The following is a 15,513-nucleotide window of genomic DNA, read 5'->3' on the forward strand; positions in this document are numbered from 1 at the left end:
TCACTTCACGTCCACCATCACCGTGGGCGCGATGCGCAGCAGGCTGATGGACGCGGAGCGCCCCATGAAGCCGCGCGCCTCTTCAATCGCCTCGGAGAGGGTGTCGGTGCGATCCCAGCCGAGCAGGGCCGGGACGTGGTTGTTCTCCGCGCCCGCGACGATGACCTTGCCTACGTGCTGGCGGCCATTCTCGCCCCAGTACCACATGTAGAAGGGGTGCACGCCGTGGTAGGCGTTGCCCTTGCGGTACAGGTGCACGTAGCTGGGGTTCTCCGCGAACTCCTTCTCGTACTTGTGCTCCAGCTTCATGGAGTCCCGCGTCTCCGGCAGCAACCGGTGGAAGAACTCGATGTAGCTGGGGTGCTGCACGGGGTCGAACTCGTCGTAGGCCGGGTGCAGGAGGATGAGCACGCCCCCCTTCTTCACCAGCGGCACACCCCGGTTGAGGTTGTAGAAGTAGCCCAGCCCCATCACCTGCACGAGCAGCGGGTTGAGGACGGAGTTGACGCTGTAGGGGCTGACGAACGGGATGGGGAAGATGACGATGTCGCTCTGCCCCTCCACCGGCACCACGTACTGCTTCCAGCTCTGCTCCAGCGTCTTCTGGTGCGTGGGCTCCGTGGCCCCCGCGAACACGCCCGTCACGTCATAGGGCGCGGGGATGGCGTTGAGCACCTTGCGCGCCGCCGCGCGGGGCAGCTTGGACAGCGTGAAGCGCAGGGCCTGGAACTTCAGCCGGTCGGCTTCCGTGTAGTCCTCTTCCTTCTTCGCCAGGAAGTCCGTGGGCGCGCCGAACATGCGGTTGTTCAGCGTGGTCTCGATGTGGAAGACCTTCAGCGTCTGGTCGATGACCGTGCCGATGCGCGAGTTCTTCGTGTAGAGCGCGCTCGCCTTCGGCTCCATGTAGCTGTCGGAGTCGCGGATCGTCTTGGGGTTGTGGTGGTGCCGGAGCGACGCGTAGTTCGTCACGCCCGTGCCCATGGACTTGTGCCCGCCGTTCATGGGCACGAAGTTGATGTTCACGTAGACGATGAGGTCGCTCTCCGCGACACGCCGGTTCACCGCCACCACTTCATTGTGGCTGGTGCGCTCCAGCTCCGTGATGCCGTCCGGGTCTTCCGCGTCGTGGTTGTAGTAGCGGTCCGGGTAGTAGGCGTCGAAGATCTTCTCGCCCACCATGCGCTTCATCTCGCCTTCGGTCATCCGGCGGTGCAGCGCGTTGGCGATGACCAGGTGCACGTCATCCACGCCTGAGTCCGCGCACAGCTCCAGCACCACCTCCAGGATGGACTGGCGCACGTCCGGGGTGACCATGGGCGGCAGCGGGACGCTGATGTCGTCGATGACGCAGGTCAGCCGCATGCCGGGCTTGAGCAGCGCGTGCAGCGGGTCCATGCCCTCCGGGTGGTTGATGGCCCAGCGGATGGCGGCCTTCACGTTGGGCACGCCCTCCAGCGGGGGGCGGGGGAAGATGACCCGGGTGCCCACGGGCAGGTCTTCCTGGAGGAAGCCCTCACCGTAGAAGAGCGCCCGCGGGGGGCTGCCCTTCTCCGTGATGACCACCTGGCTTTCCTCGTCGTACAGCTTCTGGAGCGTCTTGAGCGGGCGCATGGATGAGGGGGGCGGCGAAAAGGGGTGGGGGATTACTTCAGGTCCAGGATGGGCCAGTTGTACGCGCGCGCGAGCGAGCGCAGCCGCAGGTCCGGGTTCACCGCGGTGGGCCGTCCCACCACGGCGAGCATGGCGTAGTCGGAGGCGCTGTCCGAGTAGCCATGGCACTGGTTGAGGGCCAGGCCTTCGCGCTCGCAGTAGGCGCGGATGGCGTTGGCCTTGTTGGCGCCTTCGATGATGGGCGGAATCACCTTGCCGGTGGCCTTGCCGCCCACGAACTGCATCTTGTTGGCGATGACGTCATCGCAGCCCAGGTGCCGGGCCAGCGGGCGCATGGTGAAGTCCAGCGCTCCGGTGACCAACACGATGCGGCAGCCGGCACGACGCGCCTCGTCGATGAGGTCCTGCGTCTGCTCGTACAAGGCGGGCTTGAGGACGTCCTCGAACATGTCCTCCGCGATGGTGACGAGCCGGTCCTCGCTGAGGCCCGAGTAGTACCGGTAGAAGAACTCGTTGAAGGCCTTGCGGTTGACGGCATCCAGGATGCCGAACACCGGCAGACCCAGGGCGGTGCCCAGGGTGCGGCCCGCGATGCCCCGGAGCGAGCCCCGGTTCATGGCGTAATAGGCATAGACGTGGACGATGTTCGTCCGGACCAGCGTCCCGTCGACGTCGAAGAAGGCTGCTTTGGCGGGCACTTTGGGGGGCATGGGCGGTCGGGCTTCCTCCCATCCTGGGGGGGGTCCGGTCAACGAAAGCGGAAGGCCAGCGTGGGCTGCAGGGCCTTTGGCCGCATGGGGCTATAACCAGCCCTGCGCGCGATACCATTCACCACTGCGAGTGATGGACTCCGCCAGCCCACGGCGCGGCCGGAAGCCCAGCAGGCGTTCGGCCTTGGCCCCCGAGCAGGTCCAGGCCGGGGCCAGGAGCTGCCGCGCCAGCTTCCGGTTCAGGGGGAGTTTGCGCCCGGTCAGCCGGGTCACCCCGTCCGCCGCCGAGGCCAGGGCGGTCAGCACCGCCGGGGACAGCCTCCAGGTGCGCGTCTGGAAGCCCAGGGCCTTCGCCCCCAGGTCCTGCATCTCCTCCAGGGTCAGCCGCTCCGGCCCCGCGCAGAAGAACGCCTCCCCCAGGGCCTCCGGCTTCTCCGCCAATACGAGCAGCAGGTCCACCACGTCCTCCACGTCCACCAGGGACAGGGGACGGGGGCCCCCGGCCAGCTCCAACCGGATGCCCTTCTTCCCCAGCTTGAAGAAGGTCAGGTTTTCCCGGTCTCCGGGCCCCAGGATGCGCGGCGGGCGGATCACCGTCACCGGCAGCCGGTCCTGGAAGGAGAACGCGATGCGCTCACCCTCCGCCTTGCTCTCGCCGTACCACTCATGCGGATGGAAGGCGTCCTCCTCTACATGGGGGCGCTCCGGGGTGGAGGGCCCGTGGGAGGCCAGGGAGCCGCACATCACCAGGCGGGGACGGGGCTCTGGCAGGGCGGCCATGGCCTCACAGATGAGGCGGGTGCCCTCCGCGTTGACGCGCATGAACTCATCGCGCAGCGCGGCGCGGCGGATGCCGGCCAGGTGGAAGACGACGTCCACGCCCTTCACCGCGCTGGCCAGCGAGGCGGGGTCCGTCACGTCGCCCACCCGCCGCGTCCAGGGGTGGCCCTCCAGGGCTTTTTCCAGCTCGCGGGTGTCCGTGGTGGGGCGCAACAGGCATGAAATCCGGTCGCCGCGAGCCGCCAGCGCCCGCGCGAGCCAGGTCCCCAGGAAGCCACCGGCACCAGTGATGAGGGCATTCATGGGTGCTGTTTCATCCGAAAAGCCACATCCCGTCCACCGCCGAAAAGGGCAGGGTCCCCCCGAGGAGGAGGCTGCTCCGGGTGCCGACTTTCCGCCTCCGGACGCGCCGCGAGGCACAATCCCCGAGGGAAAACGGCCTCCGGAGCCGGTTTCTGGCGCTCCGGAGGCGTCGCGGGACTTCCGTTCCCGAGGGAAGAATGCGCTGCGGGGCCGAGTTCTAGCCTCCGAAGCCGTCGCTCCGAGGAGCCCCAGAGGGAAAAAGCGCGCGATGGACGCTGTTTTTCGCTCTAGGCCGTGCTACTACGCGCCATCGGCTCTAGCTTGAAGATGCAAGCACGCCGTGCAACGTCCCCTTCGGAGGGGAGGAGACACAAGACGAATGGCCGCCAAGAAAGCCGCTGCGAAGAAGTCTGCCCCTGCTGCCGCGAAGAAGGCTCCTGCCGCGAAGAAGGCCGCGGGCCGTAAGCCCAACGCCGCGTTCATGAAGGAGATGACGCCCTCCGCTGAGCTGGCGGCGATCGTCGGTTCCAAGGCGCTGCCCCGCACCGCGGTGGTCAGCAAGATCTGGGACTACATCAAGAAGAACAACCTTCAGGACGCGAAGAACAAGCGCCAGATCAACGCCGACGACAAGCTCAAGCCCATCTTCGGCGGCAAGAAGAACGTCACCATGTTCGAGATGACCGCGCTGGTGAACAAGCACCTGAGCTGAACGGTGCAGGGCCCGTCGGGGCCGTCGCCGGTAGCCCGAAGGACCCTGGGGGCTCGTCACGCATCGCGCGGGACGGGCCCTCCGCTTTTCCCTCTGTACCGGCCGCCCGTCCGGAGCGTTGAAAAGGGGGCGAAGGCGCATCTGCCTGCTGGCGGACGCGCCGCGTCGGACCTACCTCTGGGGGTCATGTTCCACGACGGTTCCGAGGCAGGGGAGCGCTCCGCGCGGGTGGCGGACGCGGATGGCACGAACACGGCGGTGGAAGCCCAGGCGGAGAGCCTGTTCGAACAGGTCCAACGCGAGCTGCAATCGCGCCGCGGCACGCCGCTGTCCACCTACCGGATGCAGCTGCACCAGGGCTTCACCTTCCAACAGGCGAAGGCGCTGGTGCCGTACCTGGCCCGGCTGGGCGTGAGCGACTTCTACGCGTCGCCCTACCTCAAGGCCACGCCCGGCAGCACCCACGGCTACGACTGCGTGGACCACCAACGGCTCAACCCGGAGGTGGGCACGGTGGAGGAGCACGCGGCCCTCTGCGACACCCTGAGCGAGCACGGGCTGGGGCATGTGCTGGACGTGGTGCCCAACCACATGGGCATCGAGCGGGACAACCGGCTGTGGCTGGACGTGCTGGAGAACGGCCCGTCGTCCGTCTACGCGAAGTTCTTTGACGTGGACTGGCGGCCGGTGAAGGACGAGCTGGCGGACAAGGTGCTGCTGCCCATCCTGGGCGACCAGTACGGCATCGTGCTGGAGCGCGGCGAGCTGAAGCTGTCCTATGAGTCCGGCGCCTTCCATCTGCACTACTACGACCACCGGCTGCCGGTGGCGCCGCGCCAGTACGCGACCCTCCTCAAGCACGGCCTGGAGCGGCTGGAGAAGCAGCTGGGGCCGGAGTCGACGCACCTGGTGGAGCTGCTCTCCATCCTGACGGCCCTGGACCACCTGCCGCTGCGCACGGAGGTGGACCTGGCGAAGGTGACGGAGCGGCACCGCGAGAAGGAGGTCATCAAGCGGCGGCTCGCCGCGGTGGTGGCGGACAGCGCGGAGCTGGCGGCGTACGTGGAGGAGAACCTCCGGGTGTTCAACGGCACGCCCGGCAACGTGCGCTCCTTCGACCTGCTGGATGCGCTGCTGCAGAACTGCAGCTACCGGCTGGCGCACTGGCGCGTGGCGGGCGAGGAGATCAACTACCGCCGCTTCTTCGACATCAACGGCCTGGCCGCCATCCGCGTGGAGGACGCGGACGTCTTCCAGGAGTCGCACCAGCGCATCTTCGAGTGGCTGCGCGAGGGGCGCGTCACGGGCCTGAGAATCGACCACCCGGACGGCCTCTTCGACCCCACCGCCTACTTCCTGGACCTGCAGGAGCGCTTCTTCGTGGAGCGTGCGCGGGCGCGCTTCGACGCGGAGAAGAAGGAGGGGGACGATGCGCGGTGGCCGGAGGTGGAGGCGCTCTTGCGCGCGAAGTGGCGGCGCGAGGTGATGGCCACGCCGGACAGCCCGCTGCGCAAGGCGCTCTTCGTGGCGGTGGAGAAAATCCAGGGCGGCCGCGAGCGCATCCCGGAGTCGTGGGCGGTGCACGGCACCACCGGCTACCGCTACGCCAACGCGGTGAGCGGCCTGTTCGTGCACCCGGCCGCGGAGGCGCACCTGACGGAGACGTACGAGCGCTTCGCGGGCGGCACGCAGGACTTCGCGGAGCTGGTGTACCAGAAGAAGCTGCTCATCATGCGCGTGAGCATGGCCAGCGAAATCAACGTGCTGGCGCACGAGCTCAACCGCATCTCGGAGATGAACCGCCGCACGCGCGACTTCACGCTCAACAGCCTGCGGCGCGCGCTGGTGGAGTTCATCGCGCTGTTCCCCGTGTACCGCACCTACGTGGACGGCTGGCGCGCGGAGCTGGACGTGCGCGACGTGCAGTACATCGAGTGGACCCTCCAGCGCGCCAAGGAGCGCAACACCACCACCAACGCCTCCATCTTCGACTTCCTGCGCGACATCCTCCTGGGCCGCTACCCGGAGCACGTGGGGGATGAAGAGAAGGCGGTGATGCTGCGCTTCGCCATGAAGCTCCAGCAGGTGACGGGCCCCGTCATGGCCAAGGGCCTGGAGGACACCGTCTTCTACATCTACAACCGGCTGGTGAGCCTCAACGAGGTGGGCGGCGAGCCGGAGCACTTCGGCATGCGCGCCACCACCTTCCACCTGCGCAACCAGGAGCGCGTGGAGCGCTGGCCGGCGAGCATGCTCACCTCCAGCACCCACGACACCAAGCGCAGCGAGGACGTGCGCGCGCGCATCAACGTCCTCACGGAGCTGCCGGAGGACTGGCGGGAGAAGGTGCGCGCCTGGGCGGACCTCACCCGGCCCTTCGTCAGCCACCTGTCCACCGGCCCCGCGCCGTCGTCCAATGACGTCTACCTCTTCTTCCAGACGGTGGTGGGCGCGTGGCCCATGGGCGAGCAGGTGCCCGAAGGCGAGTGGAAGGAGTTCCACCGCCGCGTGCGCGAGTACATGGGCAAGGCCATCAAGGAGGCCAAGGTCCGCACGTCGTGGACCAACCCGGACGGCGCCTACGACGACGCGGTGGCGCGCTTCGTGGACGCGTGCTTCGACCCCTCGAAGGGCCAGGCCTTCCTGGATGACATGAAGGCCTTCAAGCGCCGCATCGAGCGCGCGGGCCAGCACAACGCGCTGGGGCAGCTGCTGCTGAAGCTGGCCTCGCCCGGCGTGGTGGACACGTACCAGGGCTGCGAGCTGTGGGACCTGTCGCTGGTGGATCCGGACAACCGCCGGCCGGTGGACTACGCCCTGCGCGAGCGGCTGCTCACGGCGCTGGACGACGCGGCGGCGAAGGACCGGCCCGCCCTGTGCGAGCGGCTGGTGAAGGACCTGGATGACGGGCAGGTGAAGCTCTTCGTCCTGGCGGAGGCGCTGCGGCTGCGCCAGAAGTACGCGGACCTCTGCCGCGCGGGCGGTTACGAGGCGCTGGAGCTGTCCGGGCCGCGCTCGCCCGCGGCGGTCGGCTTCGCGCGCACGCACGGTGACAGCGTGCTGATTGCCTGCGCGCCGCGTTACACGCTGGAGGCGCTGGAGTCCGGCGGGCTGGCTCAGGCGTATGACGGTACGTTCCTGAACCTTCCGGAAGCATATGCGGGCATGATGTTCCGCAATGTCTTCACCGGGCGCCCCGTCCGTCCCCAGCAGGGGCCGGGAGGCGTGGGGCTGGCCCTGGGGCCGCTCCTCGCGGAGTTCCCGGTGGTGCTGCTGGAGAGGAGCACTGGATGAGAAGGGCCGAGGTGCTTCCAGGGAAGCCGTTTCCCCTGGGCGCCACGTACGACGGGAACGGCGTGAACTTCGCCGTGTTCAGCGAGCACGCGAAGAAGGTGGAGGTCTGTCTCTTCGACCCCGCCGACCCCAAGAAGGAGACGCGCCGCTTCCCGTTGCTGGAGACCACGAACCACGTCTTTCACGGCTACATGCCGGGCGTGCACGCCGGTTGCCTCTACGGCCTGCGGGTTCACGGTCCGTATGAACCCAAGAAGGGCCTGCGCTTCAACCCGCACAAGCTCCTGGTGGACCCCTACGCCCGGGCGCTGCACGGCCAGGTGGACCCCAAGGCGCCCATCCACGGGTACGTGCACGGGGGCAAGGAGGAGGACCTCGTCATGGACACGCAGGATGACGCCTGGGGCGTGCCCAAGGCGGTCATCCTGGCGGACGGGTTCGACTGGGAAGGCGACAAACGGCCGGAGGTCCCCTGGCACAAGACGGTCCTCTACGAGCTGCACGTCAAGGGCTTCACCAAGCTGAACCCTCGCGTGCCGGAGCACCTGCGCGGCACGTACGCGGGCCTGGCGCACCCGGCCTCCATCGAGCACATGAAGAAGGTGGGCGTGACGAGCGTGGAGCTGCTGCCCATCCACGCCTTCATGGACGAGCCGTTCCTCACCCAGAAGGGGCGCTCCAACTACTGGGGATACAACTCGCTGGGCTTCTTCGCACCGGACGCGCGCTACTGCGCGTCGGGTTCGCTGGGCGAGCAGGTGGCGGAGTTCAAGGGGATGGTGAAGTTGCTGCACCGCGCGGGAATCGAAGTGATTCTCGACGTCGTGTACAACCACACCTGCGAGGGCAACCACCTGGGGCCCACGCTGTCCTTCAAGGGGCTGGACGCCGGCGCGTACTACCGGCTCAGTGAGAAGGACCCGCGCTACTTCATGGACTTCACGGGGTGCGGCAACTCGTGGAACGCCACGCACCCGTATGCGCTGAAGCTCATCGCGGACTCGCTGCGCTACTGGGTGGAAGAGATGCACGTGGACGGCTTCCGCTTCGACCTGGCGACGACGCTGGGCCGGGACAGGCACGGCTACGACACCCGCGCGGCCTTCTTCCAAATCCTCCACCAGGACCCCGTCTTGAGCCGCGTGAAGCTCATCGCGGAGCCGTGGGACGTGGGGGACTACGGCTACCAGGTGGGCAACTTCCCGGTGCTGTGGAGCGAGTGGAACGGCAAGTACCGCGACACCATGCGCCGCTACTGGAAGGGCGACGATCGGCAGGCGGCGGAGATTGGTTCGCGGCTCACCGGCAGCTCCGACCTGTTCGCGCTGTCTGGCCGCAAGCCCACGGCGGGCGTGAACTTCGTCACCGCGCATGACGGCTTCACGCTGCACGACCTGGTGACGTACAGCCAGAAGCACAACGAGGCCAACGGCGAGGAGAACCGCGACGGCGCCAATGACAACCACGCCTGGAACTGCGGCGTGGAGGGGGAGACGAACGACCCCAAGGTGAACACGCTGCGCGAGCAGCAGAAGCGCAACTTCCTGGCGTCCCTCTTCCTGTCGCAGGGCGTGCCCATGCTGGTGGCGGGCGACGAGATGGGCCGCACGCAGAAGGGCAACAACAACGCCTACTGCCAGGACAACGAGCTGTCGTGGGTGAACTGGGAGCTCAACGAGAAGCAGCGCCAGTTGTTGGACTTCACCTCCCGCATCATCAAGCTGCGGCGCGAGCAGCCGGTGTTGTCCAAGCGCCGGTTCTTCCGCGGGGCCCACATCTGGGACAGCGAGCTGAAGGACCTGGCGTGGTTCCGGCCGGACGGCAAGGAGATGAAGCGCGACGACTGGGAGAAGCCCTACGTGCGCTCCCTGGCCTTCCTGCTGGGGGGGGACGCCATCGCCACGCCGGACGACGAGGGCCACCGCATCGTCGGGGACACCTTGCTGGTGCTGCTCAACGCGCACCACGAGCCCATCACCTTCATGCTGCCCGCCCTGGAGTGGGGGGCGGACTGGGAGCTGGTGGTGGACACCGCGGCCACGGGGGAATCCCTGCGGACGCACACCCCGGCGGGCGGCAAGGTGCAGGCGGTGGGACGTTCCCTGGTGGTCTTGCGGCGCCCGGCGACGGAATGGGAGTAGCCGCCGGGGCCGTCCCGGAGTAGGCAGCGGGCGTGATGACCCACACGCTCTGGCCCTGGGTGGCCTTCAACGTCTTCGTCCTGGCGATGCTCGCCATGGACCTGGGGCTGTTCCACCGCAAGGAGCACGCGGTGTCGTCGAAAGAGGCGACGCTGTGGACGCTGGTGTGGGTGAGCATCAGCCTCGCGTTCTGCGGAGGCGTCTTCCACTACGGCGGCAAGGGGCCTGCGCTGGAGTGGCTGACGGCGTACGTCGTGGAGTACGCGCTGTCGGTCGACAACCTCTTCGTCTTCCTGATGGTGTTCGGCTACTTCCGGGTGCCGCCGCAGCACCAGCACCGGGTGCTCTTCTGGGGCATCCTGGGCGCGTTCGTGATGCGCGCGGTGCTCATCGTCGCGGGCACGGCGCTGGTGGCCCGCTTCGAGTGGCTCATCTTCCTGTTCGGCGCGTTCCTCGTCTACACGGCCTCCAAGATGCTGTGGGCCAAGGAAGACGAGGACGTGGACCCGGAGGCGGGCTTCATCGTGAAGATGTCCCGGCGCCTGCTGCCGGTGGCGCGGCAGGGCGAGGGCAGCCGGTTCTTCGTCCACGAGGACGGCCGGCGCAAGGTGACGCCGCTGTTCATCGTGCTGATGGTGGTGGAGGCCACGGACCTGCTCTTCGCCATGGACTCCATCCCGGCGGTGCTGGGCATCAGCAAGGACCCCTTCATCATCTACACGTCCAACGTCTGCGCCATCCTGGGCCTGCGCTCGCTGTTCTTCGTCGTCTCCAGCCTGATGGAGAAGTTCCACCTGCTGAAGGTCGCGCTGGGCGTCATCCTGGCCTTCGTGGGCGTGAAGATGCTCATCGAGCACTGGTACAAGATTCCCATCGGCATCTCGCTGGCGGTGATTGCCGCCTGCCTCCTGGTGGCCATCGTGGCGTCGCTGGTGTTCCCCAAGCCTCCGGAGGCGGCGGGCTCCACCCCGGTGGCGGACGCGGACAAGGCCCCGGACGCGCCGGCCAAGGAGCAGGAGCGCGGCTGACGGGGGCCCTGGAGCCTCGGGAGACCCCTGCGTTTCCCTTGCATCGGGGGGGAGTCGCTGCCAAGTCTCCCGGCATGTCCACCGCCACCACCGACGGCATCCGCGTCACCGTGGAGCCGACCTTCTGGCCGGAGCGCAGCACCCCTGAGTCCGGGCAGTTCGCCTTCATGTACAAGGTGGTGCTCTTCAACGAAGGCACCGTCCCGGCGCAGCTGCGGTCGCGGCATTGGATCATCACCGACGCCCAGGGGCACGTGGACGAGGTGAAGGGCGAGGGCGTGGTTGGCCGTCAGCCGCACCTCAAGCCGGGCGAGCGGTTCGAGTACACGAGCTGGGCGATGCTGAAGACGCCCTTCGGCACCATGCGCGGCGGCTACGAGATGGAGCGTCCGGACGGCACGCGCTTCGAGGCGCGCATCGCCGAGTTCGCGCTCACGCTGCCGCACGCGCTGCACTGAAAAGACTCCCGAGGGACTTCGCGCATGGCCGTGCCGACCACGAAGCGGGGACTGCTGCTCGTCAACCTGGGGACGCCGGACGCGCCCGAATCCGGGCCGGTGCGCCGCTACCTGCGCGAGTTCCTCAACGACCCGCGCGTCATCGACATCCACCCGGTGGGGCGCTGGTTCCTGTTGAACCTCTTCATCCTGCCCTTCCGCCCCGCGAAGAGCGCGGAGGCGTACCGCAAGGTGTGGATGAAGGAGGGCTCACCGCTGCTCGTGTACAGCCGCGCGCTGGAGGCGCGGGTGCGGGAGCAGCTGGGGGACGACTACGAAGTCGAGCTGGCCATGCGCTACGGCAACCCGTCGCTGCCGGACGCCATCGCGCGGCTGAAGGCGAAGGGCGTGTCGGAGTTCACGGTGCTGCCGCTGTACCCGCACGAGGCGGCGTCGTCTTCCGCGTCGTCGCTGGCGCGCACCTATGAAGTGCTGGCGGAGGGCTGGGACGTCCCCAATGTGCGCGCGGTGCCGGCGTTCTGGGATGACGCGGGCTTCCTGGACGCGTTCGCGTCGGTGGCCCGGCCGGTGATCGCCGACATGCGCGCGGACCACGTGCTGTTCAGCTTCCACGGGCTGCCGGAGCGCCACATGCGCAAGAGCGACCCGACGGGGCAGCACTGCCTGGCGTCCTCGGGGTGCTGTGACGCCATCACGGCGGAGAACCGGCACTGCTACCGGGCGCAGTGCTTCGCGACGGCGCGGATGCTGGCCCAGCGGCTGGCGCTGCCGGAGGGCGGCTACACGGTGTCCTTCCAGTCGCGGCTGGGGCGCACGCCGTGGGTGAAGCCCTACACGGACCTGGTGCTGCCGGAGCTGGCGGCGAAGGGCGTGAAGCGGCTGGCGGTGATGTGCCCGGCCTTCGTGGCGGACTGCCTGGAGACGCTGGAGGAGATTGGCCTCCGCGCGAAGGAGCAGTTCACGGAGGCGGGCGGCGAGTCGCTGACGCTGGTGCCGTCCCTCAACGCCCACCCGGAGTGGGTGGACGCCGTGGTTCGGATGGTGCGCGCTTCGGACGGCCCGGCCCCTACGGCGCGGGCGGAGTCGCGGTAGGCGCGGGCGCGGCTTCCGGAGCCTGGGGCGCGGCCGGAGCCTGCTGGGGCGCGCTGACGGGCGTGATGCGGGCCTTGTAGGTGCCCGCGGGCAGGTTCACGGCGGGCTGCGCGGGGCCGTTGAGGGAGGTGGACAGGGTGCCCTCCCAGGAGCGCCACTGGCCGGCCTTCACCAGGAACTCGCCCTTGCCGGTGACCTTCACGGTGGCGCCCAGCTCGGTGCCTTCCGGCTGTGCGGCGGGGGCGGCGGGCGCGTCGTCCAGCTCGTTGGGGACCTCGATGGCGGTGTTCTCGGGGCCCGCCTGCTTCGCGCCCTTCTCCTTCTTGGGGAGGGCGGGGCGCGGGGGGCTGAGGGTGCCACCGAACTGCTCCACGATGTCGTACTCGAGCGTGGCCACCTGCTCGCCGTTGTCGCCCGGGGTGACGGAGACGAGCTTCACGCGGTTGTGGCGCTCGCCGCCGGGGGCGCGGCGGAACAGGGTGCCCAGGGCGTCCGGCGTGGTGAGCTCGGTGCCCAGGGGCCACGTCTCGCCGGGGCGCACGGGGTCGCGCGGCAGCTCCAGCACCAGCGTGGCCAGGTTGCGCGCGGGGCCCTGGAGCCCGTCGATGATGAAGCCGCGGTCGCTGAAGGTGGCGTCCTCGGGCGCGCCGGTGTTGGGAGCCACGCGCAGCTGGCGCTCACCGGATTTGTCCAGCACGAGCACGTACGTGTACTCGGTGGGGACGGGGCCCTTGGGGGCGGCCGGGGCCTGGGCCGCGGCGGGGGTGGCCTTGGCGTCCTTCCCCTTCTTCTTGTCGGCCTTGGCGGGCTTCTCCGCCGGGGCGGACTCCAGGACGGGCGCGTTGCGGTCCAGGGCGAGGTTGAGGCGGAAGGAGATGGGCGCGTCCTGGACGAGCTTCCAGCGCAGGACGACGGCGTCCTTGGGGACGGCGGGCGCTGAGGGAACGGGAGCGGCCTCGGCGGGCTCGGGCGCGGTGGCCCCCGGCGGGCGCGGGATGGGCTCCAGCTTGCCCGGTGCCTCCTGCTTGCAGGCGGTGAACGCGAGTGCGACGAGCAGACCGGAGAGACTTCGCTTCACGGGGACACTCCTGGGTGACGGTCGCGGGATAGCGGAGCGGACGGCGGTTGTAAAAGGGAGAACGGGCTTTGACGCGGCCCGCCGAAGTTGGAGGTTCATGGAAGGGCGGGCATGCAGGCGCTCAGTCCTTCCGGCGCGGTGGGCGGTGGCTCACCGGCGATGGACGCGAGGAGCGCGAGCTCGCTCGGGCCGGGCAGCGTGCCTCCGCAGGCGCCGGGGCAGGGCGCCACCCGCTCGTCGAAGCGCGTGCAGTAGACCTCGATGGGCGCGGGTGGGGCCGGAGGCGGCTGGGGTCCCGTGCCGCACCCGAAGAAGAATTGCCGGGTGCCTGGAGGGGGCGGGCCCAGGGGCCTGGAGCGGGTGGCCATGCATTCCAGGGCGACGCGGGCCTCCGCCAGGCACGCCCGCGCAGCGGAAGCGGTGATGCCGGAAGACGCCTTCCAATCAGCGGCCCCCGCCGCGGCGGCGGCCTGGAGCCGTGGGTCCCGGGAGCGGAGAATATGGGACAGCAAGCGCTGACGGTCCTCGGGGAGCAGGTTCCGCTCCGCGATGTTCCTGACGCGGGCCGCGGAAGGCGTGCCCTTCAGGGCCTCGGCCATCAGGAGGAGCATTCCCTCGTCGGTCGGCGTGATGCGCGGGCTCCGCTGGAAATCCAGCAGCAGGTCGAGGACCGCCTCGCGTCCGCCCAGCCGGTTCGCGTGGGGTGGGGTGAGCAGCTTCGTCACGACGGCGGGCGTGGCGGTCAGCCCGTCGAGCAGGCCGGTGTCGCGCTCCATCACCCAGTCGAGCAGGGCCTCGGCGCGTGCGGGGTCGTTGAGGCCCAGCTCCGTGCGCAGCGTGCGCAGTTGCGCCCCGGTCAGCGGCTGGAGCACGTCGATGAGCTCCCTGGGGGACAGCTTCGCGACGTGGCGGGACAGGACCGAGACGGCGTCTCCCGGGCAGCGCGCCTGGGTCTGGGCGATGGCGCGCAGCCGCGCCGCGGACAGGGCCACGTCCCGGGCATCGTGGAGCTGGGGGCAGGGGACGGTTCGTGCCCAGGTTTCGAAGGCCGCATCGGTGGCGGGGTGGCTTCGTTGCTGCTCGCGCAGCAGACCCACGATGGGAGCCAGGGTGGGGTGCTCACGGTGGGCGCGTTCGAGCCACGCATTCTCCAGGGGCGTGAGCGGAGGTGTGGTCAGGGCCTGGAGGCTGGGCCAGGCCCCTTGATGCAGCAGCAGGAGCGCGTCGACCCTGTCGGAGCCCCGGTCCGTGGCGGCTCGCAGGAAGTCGTGCTGGAGCCCGGCGGGTTGATCCCAGAGCCAGGTGACCAGCGACTCGGCGCGACCTTCGAGGACGCCGAACCGTTCAGGCAGACGAAGGCGTTGGGCCAGGCGAATCAGCTGCAGACAGTGAGGGCCCGGGCAGGCCCCGTCCCTGAACAGGAGGGGGATGCCCGCGCGAAGACCGGCATCCCGGCAGCCGGGCTGGAGCACCACGTCCAGAAGGCTGCCCTGGCTCGTGAGGAGGTCCGCGTGCTGGGCGCGCTGCTCGGGGGACGCGGTGACGCCGCAGAGGAGCATGGCGGGCGTTGGCGGGCTCAAGGGATACAGCTCCCGCGCGGTGGGGTGCGCGTCGTACTCCTTCCTGGCGACGCCCACGCCCTTGCGCGCGAGGTTCACGAGCTGGGTGAGGGCCTCGGTGCAGGGATGCTTCGGGGCGTAGGGGCCGGTGACGCAGTCGTGCTCCGCGACGAGCTCGTGGTAGCGCAGGAGCGGATCCGCCGCCTGCCTCCAGGCGTCACAGTCCACGGGCGCCACGCGGGTGTTGGAGTCCGCGCGGGTGATGAAGCCGTCGCGGCCATCCAGCAGGAAGCGCAGGTTCCTCGTGGCGGGAGTGACGCCGTGGGCTTCGAGCTTCAGGGTGGTATCTGGAGCGCGGCCCGCTTCGAGGACGGTGAAGACGAACTGGCAGCCGCCGACGGAGTTGGCGTCCGGCGCGGGAGGCCGGGTGCCGTCGGTGCAGGGCAGGGGCAGGAAGCCGACGACCGCGGGGAGGTCGTGGCGGTCCTTCTCCCCGAAGAAGGCCTGTTCGGCGGTGTGGAGCGCGGTGAGTCCGCACACGGCTTCGGCGGAAGGGCCCGGAGGCGTGGCGGATGCCATGGCCAGAACGACCCATAACCACCCCGTGGCGATGCCCATGTGTCTGTTCCCCTCTCCAGGAAGAGAGCCTGGGCGACCTGGGCTGTTGGCCGCAAGCCCCCGGGCGTCTGGCGACCCAGCTTCCGGAGCCCCTCCGTATTCCTCTATGTCCGCACCTCGCGAAGATGC

Annotated in this window: 11 protein-coding genes; 6 read left to right on the forward strand and 5 right to left on the reverse strand. The window is 69.2% G+C overall.

The window, feature by feature from the left end; all coding sequences use genetic code 11:
- The 3 genes from D7Y04_RS07515 to D7Y04_RS07525 form a co-directional block, all read right to left on the reverse strand.
- Nucleotides 1–1,611, reverse strand: coding sequence for a lactate racemase domain-containing protein (locus D7Y04_RS07515; RefSeq protein WP_120580259.1), 1,611 nt, complete (start codon nt 1,609–1,611; stop codon nt 1–3).
- Between the two features lie 32 nt (nt 1,612–1,643).
- Complete coding sequence (locus tag D7Y04_RS07520) at nt 1,644–2,309, reverse strand: HAD family phosphatase (RefSeq protein WP_120567363.1); 666 nt, start codon at nt 2,307–2,309, stop codon at nt 1,644–1,646.
- A gap of 102 nt (nt 2,310–2,411) precedes the next feature.
- Entirely contained in the window at nt 2,412–3,404 is a 993-nt protein-coding gene (locus D7Y04_RS07525) for an NAD(P)-dependent oxidoreductase (protein WP_121758753.1), read from the reverse strand.
- Between the two features lie 379 nt (nt 3,405–3,783).
- On the opposite strand from D7Y04_RS07525, the gene D7Y04_RS07530 reads away from it, so the two are divergent.
- The 6 genes from D7Y04_RS07530 (at nt 3,784) to hemH (ending at nt 12,129) form a co-directional block, all read left to right on the forward strand.
- Complete coding sequence (locus D7Y04_RS07530) at nt 3,784–4,116, forward strand: SWIB/MDM2 domain-containing protein (protein ID WP_014394388.1); 333 nt, start codon at nt 3,784–3,786, stop codon at nt 4,114–4,116.
- A 186-nt stretch (nt 4,117–4,302) separates the two neighbouring features.
- A complete protein-coding gene (treY, locus tag D7Y04_RS07535) occupies nt 4,303–7,410 on the forward strand; it encodes a malto-oligosyltrehalose synthase (RefSeq protein ID WP_199749630.1) in 3,108 nt (1,035 codons plus the stop codon).
- Nucleotides 7,407–9,551 (forward strand): glycogen debranching protein GlgX, encoded by a 2,145-nt coding sequence (gene glgX / locus D7Y04_RS07540; RefSeq protein WP_121758754.1) that lies wholly within the window; start codon nt 7,407–7,409, stop codon nt 9,549–9,551. The genes treY and glgX overlap by 4 nt, the downstream gene beginning before the upstream one ends.
- Before the next feature lie 35 nt (nt 9,552–9,586).
- A complete protein-coding gene (locus D7Y04_RS07545; protein ID WP_121758755.1) occupies nt 9,587–10,579 on the forward strand; it encodes a TerC family protein in 993 nt (330 codons plus the stop codon).
- A 74-nt stretch (nt 10,580–10,653) separates the two neighbouring features.
- Nucleotides 10,654–11,037, forward strand: a complete 384-nt coding sequence (gene apaG / locus D7Y04_RS07550) for a Co2+/Mg2+ efflux protein ApaG (protein ID WP_120580970.1) — start codon at nt 10,654–10,656, stop codon at nt 11,035–11,037.
- A gap of 24 nt (nt 11,038–11,061) precedes the next feature.
- Complete coding sequence (gene hemH / locus D7Y04_RS07555; protein WP_121758756.1) at nt 11,062–12,129, forward strand: ferrochelatase; 1,068 nt, start codon at nt 11,062–11,064, stop codon at nt 12,127–12,129.
- Here the strand turns inward: hemH and D7Y04_RS07560 are convergent.
- Together D7Y04_RS07560 and D7Y04_RS07565 are read right to left on the reverse strand one after the other, a co-directional pair.
- A complete protein-coding gene (locus tag D7Y04_RS07560; protein WP_121758757.1) occupies nt 12,104–13,207 on the reverse strand; it encodes a hypothetical protein in 1,104 nt (367 codons plus the stop codon). The two genes, hemH and D7Y04_RS07560, sit on opposite strands and share 26 nt — an antisense overlap.
- 95 nt (nt 13,208–13,302) lie before the next feature.
- Nucleotides 13,303–15,345 (reverse strand): hypothetical protein, encoded by a 2,043-nt coding sequence (locus D7Y04_RS07565; RefSeq protein ID WP_147477058.1) that lies wholly within the window; start codon nt 15,343–15,345, stop codon nt 13,303–13,305.
- Between the last annotated feature and the right edge of the window lie 168 nt (nt 15,346–15,513).

The organism is Corallococcus sp. AB038B (assembly GCF_003668955.1).
GTDB classification, from domain to species: Bacteria; Myxococcota; Myxococcia; order Myxococcales; family Myxococcaceae; genus Corallococcus; species Corallococcus exiguus.

Excerpts from the sequence above, each read along its gene's own strand:
- D7Y04_RS07515 (WP_120580259.1), bottom strand. The coding sequence starts at position 1,611 with ATGCGCCCGCTCAAGACGCTCCAGAAGCTGTACGACGAGGAAAGCCAG.
- D7Y04_RS07525 (WP_121758753.1), bottom strand. The coding sequence starts at position 3,404 with ATGAATGCCCTCATCACTGGTGCCGGTGGCTTCCTGGGGACCTGGCTC.
- D7Y04_RS07530 (WP_014394388.1), top strand. The coding sequence starts at position 3,784 with ATGGCCGCCAAGAAAGCCGCTGCGAAGAAGTCTGCCCCTGCTGCCGCG.
- treY (WP_199749630.1), top strand. The coding sequence starts at position 4,303 with ATGTTCCACGACGGTTCCGAGGCAGGGGAGCGCTCCGCGCGGGTGGCG.
- glgX (WP_121758754.1), top strand. The coding sequence starts at position 7,407 with ATGAGAAGGGCCGAGGTGCTTCCAGGGAAGCCGTTTCCCCTGGGCGCC.
- D7Y04_RS07545 (WP_121758755.1), top strand. The coding sequence starts at position 9,587 with ATGACCCACACGCTCTGGCCCTGGGTGGCCTTCAACGTCTTCGTCCTG.
- apaG (WP_120580970.1), top strand. The coding sequence starts at position 10,654 with ATGTCCACCGCCACCACCGACGGCATCCGCGTCACCGTGGAGCCGACC.
- hemH (WP_121758756.1), top strand. The coding sequence starts at position 11,062 with ATGGCCGTGCCGACCACGAAGCGGGGACTGCTGCTCGTCAACCTGGGG.
- D7Y04_RS07565 (WP_147477058.1), bottom strand. The coding sequence starts at position 15,345 with ATGGCATCCGCCACGCCTCCGGGCCCTTCCGCCGAAGCCGTGTGCGGA.